This window comes from Pseudomonas sp. Irchel s3a12 (genome assembly GCF_900187485.1).
Taxonomy (GTDB): domain Bacteria; phylum Pseudomonadota; class Gammaproteobacteria; order Pseudomonadales; family Pseudomonadaceae; genus Aquipseudomonas; species Aquipseudomonas neuropathica.
Genome location: NZ_FYDN01000009.1, coordinates 1 through 15,649, shown reverse-complemented (window position 1 = coordinate 15,649; position 15,649 = coordinate 1). Strand labels below are relative to the sequence as shown.

The following is a 15,649-nucleotide window of genomic DNA, read 5'->3' as shown; positions in this document are numbered from 1 at the left end:
GGTTTTTGCTGGCCTGCAGCTTCGTGTGGCAATCAAAAAGGATCTCGTAGTGATGCTCGCTCGCCCATCCCGTCGCAATATCCCCGGCCAGACTTTCAGGCGTGACGTTGCCGATCCGGCGCTGTGGTTGCTCAAGCCCCTGGCGCACGCGGTGGCATTGTGTCTGGTAGCCGGCAGTGCCGAGGCGGCGACCGCGTTCAGCTCTGGCTGGTTCGCGGCCAAGGGCGCTGCGCAACAAGCCGCGGCCGCCCGGCCCGGTGCGGCTGGTTTGCCGGGGATGACGCCACCCTTGGCGCAGCAGCAAAAAGCCAACCAGCAACTGCAACGCTCGTTGCAGACCCTCAACAACACCGTGGCGGCCATTGCCGCACAGCAGGCGGCTCAGGCTGCCGGGCGCGCGGTGGCCCTGGGCAGTCTGCAGACCGTTCCGGACGGGCTGGGCGAGGGCGGCCTCAAGGTCGACAACAGCCTGACTCAGGGTTGGCTGAACGCCAAAGGCCCGCAGCAGACGCAAGCCGATGGCAAGACCAACGTGAAGATCGAGCAGACGGCCGACAAGGCCATTCTCAACTGGGAGACCTTCAACGTCGGGCGAAATACCACAGTCGAATTTGCTCAGCAGTCGAATTGGGCCGTGCTCAACCGTGTCAACGATCCGAACACACGCGCCAGTCAGATCCAGGGCCAGATCAAGGGCGACGGCACGGTGATGCTGATCAACCGCAACGGCATCGTGTTCAGCGGCAGCAGCCAGGTCAACGTGCGCAACCTGGTGGCCGCCGCTGCCAATATCACCGACATCCAGTTCCGGGATCGTGGTCTGTATTTCGACAGCAACGGCAGCCAGCCGACGTTCACCGATGCCGCCGGCAAGGTGCTGGTGGAGCGCGGTGCGCTGATTGAAACCCACAAGCCCGTCGTCTCGACCGACGCCGGTGGCTATACGCTGTTGCTCGGCAAAGACGTTGTCAATGACGGCACCCTCAACACCGCCAAAGGCCAGACCGTGCTGGGTGCCGGTGATCGTTTTTACATCCGCAAAGGCTCAGGCACAGAAGGCAACACGTTTTCGACAACCTTTGGCAACGAAGTCACGCCCGGCTTCAAGGCTGGCGAGAGTGGCGGCCGGGTCAGCAACAGCGGGTTGATTCAGGCTGCCACGGGTGACATCACCCTGACCGGGCATGAAGTGGAGCAGGGCGGCGTGTTGCTGAGCAGCACCTCGGTCGCCACTCGCGGGACCATTCACCTGCTCAATCCGGCGAGTGACACGAGCGGCAGCGTCACCCTGGCGCCCGGCAGTGTCACGGCGGTCATGCTCGACAGCAGCGACCTGACGGCGCTGGACAGTCAGCATCAGGCGGCCCTGAGCGGGGTCAACCTCAATAACAGGATTCGCGGCGATCAGTCGCGTATCGATCTCCAGAGCGGCGGCAGTGTCGAATTCCAGAACGGTTCGATCACCCTGGCCACCGGGGGGCAGATCGCTGTCACCGCGCAGCGTCGCAGCCTGGTTGGCGAAGGCGCGGTGATCGACGTTGCCGGCGCTGTCGGCGTTAAGGTGGCGATGGAATCGAACAACATCAAGATCAACGTGCAGGGCAACGAGCAGCGCGATGCGTCGGTCAATCGCGAGAACGGCGCGCTCAATAGTAACGATGTCTGGGTCGATGTGCGTGAACTGGTCTACGTGCCGGCCGGCACCAATGGCTATGCGACGGACCGTTGGTACACCGCGGGTGGCCTGCTGGAAGTCGGCGGTTATCTGGGCACCCAGGGGCATGGCATCGGCGAGTGGATGGCGCAGGGCGGCACAGTGAGTTTTGCCGGCAACGACGTGGTCACGCGTAAAGGATCACTGATCAACCTGTCCGGCGGCACCCTCGATGTGCAAAGCGGCGAGATTCGACAGAGCTGGCTGCGCGGTGCAGACGGTCGTCTTTATGAAGTCTCGCGTGCGCCGGGGGATCAGCTCTACAACGGTTTGTACAAGGGCTACGAGGATCACAGTGAGCGGTGGGGCCAGACCCGCACGTTCTATAACCCGCTGATTGCACCGTCCAGTCGTACAGAGTCGGGTTACACCGTGGGTCGCGATGCCGGGCAACTGGTGGTCAGCACTGGAAACGCGGTGCTGGACGGGCAACTGCTGGGTGAGGTTTTCCAGGGTGAACGACAGACTCAGGCGCCGCGTGCGGTCATCGACGGTTATGAGCAGAGCCAGACTGCGCTGGCACGGCGCGCGCAGTTGATTGTCGGCAGTTATCTGCCGAGCTATCAGGCGGCGTCCGGCGGATTGCGCTACACCCTCAATCCGCTGCTGGATCAGGTTCTGATCGGCGGCGAACGGCGGGACGAGGAATTCACCGGGGATCTGAACGGCGCCGTCGCGCAAGACCGTCAGGGCAAGTTGTTTCTCGACGCCGGCCAGCTCAATGGCTTTGATCTCGGCGCACTGAAGATTTCGGCGCTTGAGCGGATTGAAGTCAACGACGCGCTCAAGGTAGACACCGGGGGTGACATCACGCTGTACGCACCGGATGTCCGTGTTGCGGCCGATCTGACGGCGCGCGGCGGCAGTCTGAATCTGGGCAACGTGCTGAACCAGCTGCGCAGCAGCACCCTTGACGACATGCTGATTGCTGCACCGGCGGGTGAACCGGTGCAGGTGACAATCGCCAGGGATGTACGCCTCGACACCCGTGGTCTCTGGAGCAATCTGCGTACCGATCCGGACGATGTGGCAAGTCTCGGATACCTGAACGGAGGCCGGGTCTCGATCCGCAGCAGTGGCGATATCGATGTGGCGACGGGCAGCTTGATCGATGTGTCGTCCGGTGGTGCGATTCTGGCCAATGGCAAGACCCGGGGCGGCAAGGGTGGCGACGTGAGTCTTGAGTCCAGCGCGATTTCTGCGCTGGGCGATTCGCATCTGACGATGGCCGGCGACATTCTCGGTCATGGCGTGACGGGCGGCGGTACGCTCGCTATTCAGGCCAATCGGGTGCGGATCGGTGCGTCCGCAGACACGCTGCCCGAACATGCCTTGCAGCTGACGCCCGAGTTGTTCGACAACGGTTTCTCTGCCTACCGGGTTACCGGTCTGAACGGTCTGGAGGTGACGGCGGGCACACAAATCGATGTGACGATGCCGGTCTACCGTTTTGCCGACACAACGCTGAATCCGGTCAGCGGGGTCGACCCGAGCCAGGCGATGGAGCGGTGGACACCCACGCTTTATCAGGAAGACCCGCTCAAGGGCGTACTCAGTCAGCGCGCCGGTGCGAGTCTGGCGCTGCAAGCCGGCTCGAGTGAACTCGACCGGTTCGACACCGCCAGCACCCTGACGCTGGGACGCGGATCGCGCATCACGGTCGATCCCGGACAACGGATCAATCTGCGCGGGACCGGGCAGATCACCCTGGAAGGCGAACTGCAGGCCTGGGGCGGAACCCTGGATATACGTCAGCAACAGTTCGGCTCGATCGACGTTGCCACTTCACAGCAACAAGCCGACAGCAAGGCGCACAACCGCTCGATCTGGATCGGCGAGCAGGCGCTGCTGGACGTCGCTGGGCGTGCCCACACGGCGGTCGATGCGTCGGGTCGGGTCTACGGTCAGGTCGACAAGGGCGGCAGCATTATCATCGGCGGCGAAATCGATCCCAAGCGTGCGACGGCGACTGCGGCCGATGCATTTCTGATTGTGCGCGAAGGTGCACGTCTGGATGCCTCCGGGACGCAGGCCGTGCTGGACATCTCCGGGCAGGGTCCGACCCGCGTTGCCTCGGATGGCGGACGTATCAGCCTGAGTTCGTATAACGGCCTGTGGATCAATGGTCAATTGCGCGCCGCTTCAGGTGGCAGCGGTGCTGCCGGCGGACGGCTGGAGGCAGCTCTGGAGACCCCGCTGTACGCTACGCAGAAGGCGGGTGCCGAGGTTCTGCGAGCTCGGGAAATCGTCATTGGTCACGGACCGGGCGATGCAGTGTTGCCCGTGGACCTCAAGCCCGGTGACGCCGCGAACACTCTTCGTTACGGGCATGCCCGCCTGAGCACCGATACGTTGATGTCGGGCGGATTCGACAATCTGAGCGTGTTCAGCAACGGCCTCTTGTCATTTGACGGCGACGTCGACCTGCACATGAATCAGAGTCTGAATCTCTATGCTGGGGCCTTGTCCCTGGCGCAGACTTCCAGCGACTCGACGCGGGTCAATCTATCAGCGCCTTCGGTGCGGCTGTCCGGTGTGGGGACTTATTACGGTGTGGTGGGCACCATTCGTCCCCGGGTCCTGAACAGTCCGACTGCGCAAGTTTCGCCGGCGCAGTTCAACGTCAATGCCAACGTACTGGATATTGCCAACAGCCTGTCGTTCGGCGCGCAAGGGTCGATCTTGCAGAACAACGACGCCCCGGTTGAAGTCAGCCGTCGCGGCTTTGACCAGGTATCGCTGACCAGCACCGGGGACGTGCGGTTTCTTGCGCCCACCAGTGGCCAGGTGAAGTCAGAGTTGTGGACACCGGGGGACCTGAATCTGCGCGCCGCGCAGGTCTACCCTGCGAGCGGGGTCTCGGCCGAAGTCCGGGTCGGCTATCAGAGTCAGAGTTCTCTCGCCGATACCCATCGGACATTGCGCATCACTGGCCAGGGTCCGGCGCCGACAGCGCTGCCGTACTCGGTGTTTGGCACGCTGGCGATGAGCGCCAGCCGGATCGATCAGGGCGGTGTTCTGCGTGCGCCTCTGGGCGTCATCAGTCTGGGTGATCTGCTGACCAAAACCCAGGAACTGCGCCTGCTGCCCGGGAGTACGACGTCGGTCAGTGCGGCCGGTCTGGTGATGCCTTATGGCGGCACCACCGACGGTATCGAATACCTTTACAACGGCGCGCCGATCATATTGAAAGGCATCAGTGGCGACAGCGCCGGGGTGAGCCTGCGCTCGCAGTACGTGGATGTGCAGTCCGGCGCGTTGATCGACCTGTCGGGCGGCGGAGATTTGCGCGGTGCCGGGTTTGTCTCCGGTCGCGGTGGCTCCACCGATGCGCGGTTCAGTCCACTGGTGCGTAATGCCAGCGATGGAACGTTCAGTCTGCCGGGGCTGGCCAGCAACCCGGTGTACGCCATTGTCCCGGGCGATCAGAGTGCATACGCACCGATACTGGGGGAAGCGGGAGCGGTCGATCCGCGCATCGGTCAGCAGATCACCCTGGGCAGCGGCGTGCCAGGGTTGGCGGCAGGCACTTATACATTGTTGCCTTCCACCTTCACGTTGCTGCCGGGCGCGTTCCGGGTGGAAGTGAACGGCCAGGCCGCCCCGGGCGCCACCAACGGCGCGGTTGCAATGCGCAACGGCTCGTGGACAAGCAGTGCGCGGATGTCGATTGCCAATACCGGTGTGCGGGACAACCTCGCCAGCCAGGTCATCGTGACATCGGCGGATGTGTTGCGGCGTTACTCGCAATACAACGAAACCACTCTGGAGCAGTTCATCGTCAGCGATGCGGCGCGCCGGGGTGTTCCGCGTGCGCTGGCGCCCATGGACGCTAAAGCGCTTAACCTGTTTGTCATCGCGGGGGGCAAGCAGGATACCGCACTGGACTTCAACGGCCGGATCGCCTTCGCAGCCGCCAAGGGAGGCGTGGCCGGGACGGCGGTGATTCGTGGCGGCAGTGGCGACAGCTTTGAGATTCTCGCCACCGGGCAGTCAGCCACGAAAGGCTTTGCCGGCGTCTCGCTGAATGCCGATACGCTCAACCGGCTGGGCGCTTCTCGTCTGGCGATCGGTGCGACCCCGACGGTGAATTACGGCACGGCCGGTAACATCGTCAGTTTCACGGGCAGTACCTACAACATCACCTTGCGTGAAGGTGCGCTGCTTTCAGCACCCGAAGTGCTGCTCTGGACCAACAGTGGGGACGGTGCCATCACGGTCGAGGCCGGTGCCGGCGTCAACTCTCTGGGACGCGGCGAGGTGCCGTACGACTCCTCGAACGGTTTCGTCTATCAGCCCGGCGCCGCGAGTCTGCTGGTGGTGTCCAACGGCTGGACGAATGTGCTGGCGCCAGAGGTCAACGTCAGCACTGCGTCTGGCAGCATCCGCATCGGTACCTGCGATCGCCAGGCATGCGCCAATCCGGCGATGCTTTATTCGAATGGCAGCATTACGGCGGCCACCAACAATCAGTTCGAACTGGCCGAAGCGGTGCGTTTCGGCACCCGTCACTTGGCATTGGCTGTGGGTGCGGTCAACATCGGTACCACTGAAACACTGGCGGCGGTCGGTCGCCTGCCTGCCGGCCTGACGTTGAATCAGGGCGTGCTGGACCGGTTGCTGCGCGGCGATACTCAGTTTGCTGCGCCAGCCCTGGAAACGCTCAGCCTGACCACTCGCGACGCGTTCAACTTCTACGGCAGCGTCGCGCTGGACACTCTGGATCCTCAGACCGGGCGCAGCAGGTTGCAGAATCTGATGATCACGACCCCGGCCATCTACGGCCTGGGGGATACGAGCGACGTGGCGACCATCCGCACGGCCAACCTGATCTGGAACGGCACCACTCAGGCGCCCGGGGCCGTGGCCAGCGGCGGTGCGGGCACCGGGCACGGCACGCTGAACATCGAGGCTCAGCGCATCGATTTTGGCTACGGCCCTTATTCCCAACCCAACGGCCTGGATCAGAACGCTCGTCTTGCGCTGGGCTTTGCCAACGTCAACCTCAACGCCAGTGACCGCATTACCGCCAACCACAAGGGCAGCCTCGCGGTTTATGAAACGCAGGGGGCTTACGACCCGATCAAGGGTTATCTCTACAGCGGCGGCAACCTGAACCTGCGCACACCTCTGCTGACCGGGGAGGGCGGCTCGGTGAATGCGCTCAAGGCCGGCGGCAGTCTGGTATTGAGCGGGCCGACCGGGGTGGCGCCCGCCGATGCACTGGGTGCCGAACTGACGCTGGAGGGGCGTAATGTGGTGCTCGACGGCCGGATTGCGCTGGCCAGCGGCAAATTGCAGGTCAAGGCCGAGGGCGATCTGACCCTGACGAGCGGGGCTACCCTAGACTTGGCGGGCCGCACCCTGCCATTCAACGATATCAATCAGTACAGCTGGGGCGGCGACGTGGCGTTGTACAGCCGCGACGGCAATATTCGTCAGGCGGCCGGCTCGCGCATCGATCTGTCAGCGCAGAACAATCAGGCCGGCAATCTGAGTGTCGTGGCACTGTCAGACACCGCGGGCGAGGTCGATCTGCAAGGCGAAATCCGTGGCAGCAGTACAGGGCATTACGATGCCGGCGGCACGTGGGTACCCTACAAATCCGCTGGCGTGGACATACGCGCGCAACACCTGGGTGGAGCGCTGAATGAACAGTTTGCTGCGCTCAACCAACGCTTGAACGCCGGGCAAGTCTTCGGCAGTCGCAGCTTCCAGTTCAAACAGGGCGACCTGGTGATCGGCGATGGCCTCAAGGCGGGCGAGGTCTCGGTATCGGTGGACAACGGCAGCCTGACGGTGAACGGCCTGGTCGATGCCAGCGGCGAACGTGTCGGCAATATTCGCCTGTCGGCCGCCCATGGCCTGAATGTGGCGGGCGGCGCGGTACTGGATGCTCACGGTCGGGTACTGCGGGTCGACAGTTACGGCAAGATTATCGACGCGCCCAACCGGGCCATGGTCGAGCTCAGCTCCGGCGACGGCCTGCTGACCCTCGCTCCCGGTGCACGGATAGACCTGCGCCATGGCACGGACGCGGCAGTCGGCACCCTGGCGGGTCAGAATGACGGTCGCCTGCGCGGCACACTGGAACTGAACGCACCGCGACTGGGCGACGATGACATCGCCATCGATGCCCGTGGCGCGTTGATCATCCAGGGTGCGCGGTCCATCGGGCTCAATGCCGTGCGCCGCTATACCGATGCCGCCGACGGGGTAGATCCGGCGGCCAGCGGTCGGCCTTATCAAATCATCGACCAGGCTTACCTGAACCGCATCCACGGTGACAACGACCTGTTCATCAACGCAGCCTTGGGCAACGCTGATCTGTTGCAGCGCAAACTGGCAGGGTTGAACAATGCGGGGTATGCCGATGCCTTCCATTTGCGACCAGGTGTAGAGATTGCGAGTAAAACCGCCGACGGCGATATGGTGGTGCAGGGCGATCTGGACTTGTCCGGCTATCGCTACGCCAGTCTCAACCCGAACACCGGCAAAACTTCGCTCTACGGTTCTGGCGAGGCGGGGAGCCTGGTGATTCGAGCCGGGGGGGACCTGGACATCTACGGCAGCATCAACGATGGTTTCGCGCCGCCACCGGAAACCGTGGACGATGCGGGATGGAAACTGCTGCCGGGCGTCCAGCCGTTTGGCGGCGATCTGATTGTGCCGGGGGCGGGCGTGACGCTGGCCGAGGGCACGTTGTTCCCGGCGGGCGTCAAGCTGAACTATGACTTGCCGATCCAGGCCGCCGTCCTTGCCAGCGGTACGCTGTTGCCCACCGAGGGCGTGCTCGCCGGCCCCTACACGTTGCCGGCCGGCACCGTGTTGAGCGCAGCCGTACACGATGCCTCCGGTAACCTGCTGTATGTCGCCGGAACGCTGCTCAATGACAGTGTGATATTGCCGGCCGGCAGCCGCCTGGGCGCCGGGACCCGACTCGCTCAGGCTACCGGGATGCAGGCCATGCTCTGGCCAAAAGGCGTGCCGCTGCCCAGTGTTCTGGATGACCAACAGCGTGCGGTGGGGGCGAAGTTGAGTGGGTCGCTGGCGCTGCTGCGCGGCTCCCTGATTCCGTCCATGACCGATGTGGTGCTGGCTGCCGACACACCCTTTATCGAACTTCGTTCATTGAACGGTACACGCCAGGGCGCGAACTGGGCGATTGCGAGCATGTTGCCGTCGGGCAGCGCATCGTGGTCGATGCGGATAGTTGCAGGTGCCGACCTGGAAGCCGCTGACAGTCGTGTGGTGAAACCCGTCACCAGTGGCGGTGACTTACGGCTGGCAGACACTCACCTCGGGATTATCGTCACCGAGAAAAAGCTCGACAGCACCTGGTCGGCGGATAACCCGTTGGGGTATCCGGCGGGCAGCGTCGTCAGCGATGAGGACAGTTTCTGGTGCGATCTGATTCCCGGGGTCTGTCTCCCACCGGCCAAGTTCCTGTGGGCGGATGGCAACATGATGGGCATACCCGCCGGAACCCCGGTCAGTGACGACGATCTGTTCTGGTGCGACATCGATCCGGGGAACTGCCTGGCCAACAAGGGCGGGATAACCGCCAATCCCCACTCGCAGATGTTCAGCGTGCTGCGCACCGGTACTGGCGATCTGGATTTGATGGCTGCGGGCAATCTGCGCATGGACTCACCGTTCGGCGTTTATACGGCGGGCACTCAGTCCAGCGATGTCGATTCACGTTTCAACCAGGCCCGCGGCCGCCTGTCTGACGATGGATCGGTACTGGGCAGCGCCGGCAGCGCTTACGAAAAATGGGTCAATGGCGGTTCAGAAAGCCTGTATCAGGCGTGGTATCCGCAGATGGGCGGCAACCTGACGATCGGTGCCGGTGGTTCGGTGTCGGGGGACACGCTCGGGCGGCGCAGCTACGCAATGAACGCGCCACTGCGTGAACAGGTCCCCAGCGTTGCTGTGGGCAACTGGCTCTGGCGTCAGGGCGACGCAAAGGCGGATCTTCCTACGGCCTGGTGGATCAACTTCGGCAGCTACGCCACGCAGCCCTTGCCGGACCAGAGCACCGACACCGGGTCGTACCTGGTCGGGTTCACCGGCTTCGGCACGTTGGGCGGCGGCAATATCAGCCTGCGCGCTGGCGCGGATGCAGGCATGCTCAGGGCCATAGGCGATCAGTTGCTTAACCCCCGCAGTCAGGGACTGATCGTGGCAGTGGGCAGCACCGGCCGCGTTGGCGCTGACGGTAGCCTGCAGTTGACCGGCGGTGGCGACATGGACATTCGTCTTGGCGGCATGCTCAATCCGTCATTGCAGGCGAGGTCGGGGCAGAACGGCACGACACCGCCGCGACACGACCTTCAAGGCGCCCTGATCAATCTACGGGGTGCGGCACAGCTGACCGGCGCTGCTGCGGGTGCGATCAACCTGCAATATGGCGTCGAGCAATTCCAGCAGGACGCCCGGGAAACCAGAGCCTACGATTTGTTCAGTGCCAGCACCGGAGCGGCCGGCGGTGGCGTGGTCTTGATACCGGGTGATTCGGGGATGCGCATCAGCACACGCGGCGACCTGGTGATAGGGGGCGCGGCGGATCCGGGTCGGGTCAGGCTGCAGAACTCCACGCCGTTCACCACTGACAATGGCGAGGTCCATGCGGGTGGTGGACTGAGCGGCTTCTCGTTGTGGACCGGGCACACGGCCATCGATCTGTTTTCCGCCGGAGGCAATCTCACACCGAGCACACAGATGGCTGAAGTCATCACGACGTCGTCTCAAACCGTAAGTGGAATGAACAGCTCGCCGACTGATGGTCGCTTTGTATACCCCTCGATTCTTCGGGCCGTTGCAGGCCAGGGTTCCATCTATGCGGGACCGTCGGCCGCTTTCGGTGCATCAAGCAATCTGTTTCCGGCGGTGGGGTACTCGTTATTGCTGGCGCCTTCGACAAACGGGCAACTGTCGTTGCTGGCCGGTGACTCCATCTACGCCGGCGGTTATGCGATCAATCAGTCCGGCGCGAGCCCGGCAGCCATTGCGACCCCCTTTGCGCCTGCCTTCTCGGGATACGGAGCCAGCGCGAACGTGCCGTTGGTCAGCAACTACAGCCCCGATGGTGTGATCCCGAAGGGAAACCTGCGTTATCCGCTGTTTGCCTTTGGCGCCGACACCTTCTCGGGGTTAAGCGATGTACAGGGCCCGGCGCGTTTCTATGCCTTGACTGGTGATCTGGTCGGTTTACGCAGCGGCGAAACGCTGAGTTTTTCCCCGTCCGCTCGTACCTGGTATGAAGCGGCGGGGCCGGTGTGGATGATGGCCGGTCGCGATATCGTCGCGTCCGGTACTTTCCTGGGGCAGCCGACAATCGCGCCGAATGAGGAATTGGGCGGAACCCGACAAAACGTCAGTTCGACCGGCAACCTGTTCATTCACAACGACCCGCGGGATGTCTCGCGCGTATCTGCCGGGCGCGACATTCTCTACAGCAGCTTCGATATCGCCGGCCCGGGCCTTTTGGATGTCAATGCCGGGCGCAACATCCTGATGGAGAATCAGGCCGCTATTACCAGCCTCGGACCGATCACGGCGGGAGACAGCCGATCGGGGGCAAGCATCGTGTTGCAGGCCGGCGCAGGAGTGCAGGGGCCGGACTACACGCGATTCATTGCGCGTTACCTTAACGCGCAGAACCTGGCCGATCCGAACGCTTCCCTCAACGGGCAACCGGGCAAAGTGGTCAAGACCTACCTGGACGAGTTGCAGAGCTGGCTGACCCTCGGCTACGACTTCAGCGGCAGCGAAGAACAGGCGCAAGCCCTCTTCGCCGCACTGCCGAGTACCGAACAGGCGATCTTCGCCCGCCAGGTGTACTTCGCCGAACTGCGTGCCGGCGGTCTGGAATACAACGACGTCGATGGCCCGCGTACTGGCAGTTATCTGCGCGGTCGCAACGCCATCGCTGCGTTGTTCCCGACCACTGATGTGGCGGGCAATCCGATCCGTTACGACGGCGACATCACGATGTACGGCGGGGCAGGGGTCAAGACCCTGTTCGGCGGCGACATCCAGATGCTCACGCCGGGCGGCGGTCAGGTGTTCGGCATCGAAGGCGCGGCGCCGCCATCGACAGCGGGGATCATCACCCAGGGTTCGGGCAATATTCAGCTCTATTCGCAGGGCAGCATTTTGCTCGGCCAGAGCCGGATCATGACCACGTTCGGCGGTTCGATTCTCGGCTGGTCGGCCGAGGGCGATATCAACGCCGGTCGTGGCTCGAAAACCACCGTGGTCTACACCCCACCGAAACGCGTCTACGACACCTGGGGCAACGTGACCCTGTCGCCGTCGGTGCCAAGCACCGGCGCCGGTATCGCCACGCTCAACCCGATCGCCGAAGTGGCGCCGGGCGACATCGACCTGATCGCGCCGCTGGGCACCATCGATGCGGGCGAGGCGGGGATTCGCGTGTCGGGCAACGTCAACATCGCCGCGCTGACGGTGGTCAACGCCGCGAACATTTCGGTGCAGGGCAAGGCGACGGGTGTGCCGGTGGTGTCGGCGGTGAATACCGGGGCGATTACTTCGGCCAGTTCGGCGGCATCGTCGGCCACCCAAGCGGCGGAAGACGTGGCGCGTCAGCAGCAGGCGGCTTCGCGACAGAATCAGGCGTCGGTGTTCACCGTGCAGGTGTTGAGCTTCGGCAATGAACAACTTGCGCCGTCCCGCGATGGCGCTAGCCGTGCACCGGCCCCGGGTTACAACCCGAACAGCCCGGTGCAGGTGCTGGGCGCCGGGGCGCTGGATGAACAGGCGAAGCAGCAGTTGACCGAGGAAGAACGTGGGCAACTGACGTTGTAAAAGACTCTCGTGTAGTACGTTTGGGCGGCCGGTTGGTCGCCCTTTTTTTATATTTATGAGGTTCGTGGGTATTGTTGTCGGGTGTGGACTAACGTCAGGATTTTGATGCGCCCGTTCACTCGATAGACCAGTAGATAGTTTGGATTGACCACCATTTCCCGAGTGCCTGGTACTCGACCGGATCTGTAACCATAGGGAATTGATGAAAGCCTTTGCGTTGCTGCACCCACTTTGCGCTGCAGAGCCGCTGAAGCGTTGGAATTGTATTGTTCAATGTAATCGATAATGTCAGCCAGATCGTCCAGAGCTTGATCACTCCATTCAAGCGGCAGTGCGTCGATTCTTGCGTTTCTCTTCTAATAGTGGTCGAGCCGCACCATGGCTTCCTCATGGGGAATGCCTGGGCGAGGATCATCCAGTGCAGCCTGCACCTTGGCACGAAACCAGCGATCGTAGCTCTCTGCCTCTTCTTCGGATTCGAACTCAGAATAAAACGGGGAAAGCAATATGCTCATATGACCTCCGTGATCAATGTCAAGCAGTCTAAGGGGGGAACGGCCCGTTGTCGTCACTGGCTGACGATGCACCCCATGAACCCTTGAGCAACCATGGGATAACGGAGCCCAGTATCTGCAAGCGCACCCTTTAAATCTGCCAGACGTTTCCCCCTGTTGTCCGGTAATCTCGACCGCCGCTGTAGGCGTATTCCACCCATGCGTTTTTCAGGTTTTCAGGCTACAAAACCGGGTGTTGTTTCCTACAAATACACTCAGAACGCATAGGGAATACTCACCTTCGCCCACAACATTTCCCCCTCCGGCCGGTTCTCCACGTCAAATTCCTTGGCCCAGCGAATCTCCGCACTGGCGTACTTGAGAAAGGTAAAGTGCAGCGCCGGGCCAATCGCGAACACCTTGCCGCGCACACCATCATCGACGTCCTGCCCGGCAAACTGCACGGTGTGGCCGAACTGTTTGTCGTCGGTGGTCTGCTTGAGGAAGTAGCCGTTGACGCCGAGCATCAGGTCGTCGGTGATCTTGTAGCTGGCCGAATAATCGAAGTGGAAGATCTGCCCGGACTTGTAGTCAGTGTCCTTGTTCTTCTCGTTGAAGCTGTAGGTGGTCTTCATCGAGACTTCGGTGCGTTCAGTCGGCAACCAGGTGAACGAGAACAGCGGCTTGTAGGTGTAGAAATTGTTGCTGGTGTTGGCCAGTCGATCGACGCTGTATTCGCCGGTGGGCACGGTGATTTCCACGGCGGCGCCGAGGGTCAGGTTTTTGCCCATGTCCCACAGAATGATCGGCGCGATGGTGGTATCGCCCATGCCTTCGCGGGTGTCGCTCAAGCCGAACACCGAGACTTCCTGCTTCAACCACGGCTGGGCGATGTAACCGGCCAGACGCCCGCCGAACACGCGCACGGGGCTTAAATAATCGAGACGCGGAATCACCGCAGTGGATTCGATTTCGACCTTCGGTACCTTGCCGCCCAGCGAACTGATGTTGAGCTTTGTCGACTTGTAATGGTTGTAGTAGAGATTGAACGCGACCATGTTCTGCGGAAGGCTGTCGACTTCCAGCGGCAGCATGAAGAAGCCGTCGGTGCCGGTGCCGATGTTGTCGACCCCGGCTTCGGTGGCCAGGGCGGGCAACGTCAGGGTGCAACCTGCGATGAAAAGGGCGAGCGGCAAGAAGGATGTTGCACGGTTCTGGCTCATGACTGTCCTCATTATTATTGTGATTGGGACCTGGTACCGGTCGCTCGGAGCGCCGGTACGCTAGAAATAAGCGTTTGGCGTACGTTGGGGCAGGGTATTGGCGGACACCGAGGGGGGCATCTGCGGACAGTCCGTAAACCTTGTGCTAACTTCCATCGACACAACCGGTTACAAAAATAACAATCAAGCGTGATCCGGAATGTCAGCCCCATGAACGTAAAAGTCCAAGACCCGACCTTCGAACTGGCGCTGGTCTCGCCGTTTCTTTTGCAAACCCTCGCCGAAGTCGCGCAGAACAAAGGCATCGATCCCCAGAGCCTGTGCCGTGGGCTGGGTTTCACCCTTGAGGATCTGCAGGATCCGGCGCAGCGGATTTCCTATCGCCAAGCCGTGGCGATGATTCAGCGCGCGCTCAAAGTGCTGCCCAATCAGGGGTTGGGATTGTGGGTCGGCGCGCAGAACGTACTCGGTACTTTGGGTCTGCTTGGGCATGTGTTGTCGCTGTGCAAGACCTTGCGTGATGCCTTTGCGCTAGGCATTCGTCATCAACACACCTCGGGCGGGATTGTGGTGTCCAGTGTTGATGTGGTCGGCGCTCAGGTGCATCTCGATGCTGAATGTCGTCTGCCATTTGCCGATGTGCAGGTGTTTGCGGTCGAGGAGTTCTTCGCCAGTTTGCTGGTGTATGGCCGCGCGCTGGTGGGGGGTGAGTTCAAGGCGATTGCCGTGGAATTTGTGCATGCCGCACCGGATTACCTCAGCGAATACCAGCGCCTGCTCGGGCCGGACGTGCGCTTCGGTTGCCTGCACAACCGCATGCTGATCGATGCGCAATGGCTGGACGTGAATCTGCCCAATCATCATTCGCTGGCGTTGCGTCAGGCGGTGGCATTGCTGGAGCTGGAAGCGGCGCAGGTGCATCAGAAACTTGATTTGATTCAGGCTGTGGAACGGGCGATTGCGCGGGATTTGAGTAGCGGCAGTCACATCGAAAAGATTGCTGGCGATTTGAATATGAGCAGCCGTACGTTGCGCCGGCGTTTGACTGAGCATGCGCTGACGTTCGAGGCGTTGCTGGAGCAGGTGCGGCAGGCGCGGACCCTGAGTTTGCTGGCCAATCCTGATATGCCGATTGAGCGGATTACCGAGGAAGTCGGCTACAGCGATGTGCGCAGTTTTCGCCGGGCGTTCAAGCGTTGGACGGGGTTGAGCCCTAGCGCTTGGCGTAATGACGCACACCCTCACCCCAGCCCTCTCCCTGTATGTACCGGAGACATGGTGGACAGGTGTTCGGAGACATGGTGGACACATTTTAATAGACACATTGCTCATCGCGAAGGAGATGGCCTGTGTCTTGGGAAGAGGTGTCCACCGTGCAGCTTCGT

General features: G+C 62.1%; 3 protein-coding genes and 2 pseudogenes. 2 read left to right on the top strand and 3 right to left on the bottom strand.

Going from position 1 to position 15,649, the window contains the following annotated elements; translation table 11 throughout:
- The first annotated feature begins 52 nt into the window (after window positions 1-52).
- Complete coding sequence (locus CKW14_RS16160; RefSeq protein WP_095125635.1) at window positions 53-12,547, top strand: filamentous haemagglutinin family protein; 12,495 nt, start codon at window positions 53-55, stop codon at window positions 12,545-12,547.
- 53 nt (window positions 12,548-12,600) lie between these two features.
- On the opposite strand, the gene CKW14_RS16155 is transcribed toward CKW14_RS16160, so the two are convergent.
- The 3 genes and pseudogenes from CKW14_RS16155 to CKW14_RS16145 form a co-directional block, all read right to left on the bottom strand.
- Window positions 12,601-12,822 (bottom strand): type II toxin-antitoxin system RelE/ParE family toxin, encoded by a 222-nt coding sequence (locus CKW14_RS16155; protein WP_256579944.1) that lies wholly within the window; start codon window positions 12,820-12,822, stop codon window positions 12,601-12,603.
- A 46-nt stretch (window positions 12,823-12,868) separates the two neighbouring features.
- A pseudogene (locus CKW14_RS16150) lies at window positions 12,869-13,062 on the bottom strand (stability determinant).
- Between the two features lie 254 nt (window positions 13,063-13,316).
- Window positions 13,317-14,264 (bottom strand): transporter, encoded by a 948-nt coding sequence (locus tag CKW14_RS16145; RefSeq protein ID WP_095049844.1) that lies wholly within the window; start codon window positions 14,262-14,264, stop codon window positions 13,317-13,319.
- Between the two features lie 210 nt (window positions 14,265-14,474).
- Between CKW14_RS16145 and CKW14_RS16140 the strand changes: the two are divergent.
- Window positions 14,475-15,500 (top strand): annotated as a pseudogene (locus tag CKW14_RS16140) (AraC family transcriptional regulator); the annotation flags it as partial.
- Window positions 15,501-15,649 lie beyond the last annotated feature (149 nt).

What these genes read in the sequence shown, in the direction of transcription:
- CKW14_RS16160 (WP_095125635.1), top strand. Translation starts at nt 53, where the DNA reads ATGCTCGCTCGCCCATCCCGTCGCAATATCCCCGGCCAGACTTTCAGG.
- CKW14_RS16145 (WP_095049844.1), bottom strand. Translation starts at nt 14,264, where the DNA reads ATGAGCCAGAACCGTGCAACATCCTTCTTGCCGCTCGCCCTTTTCATC.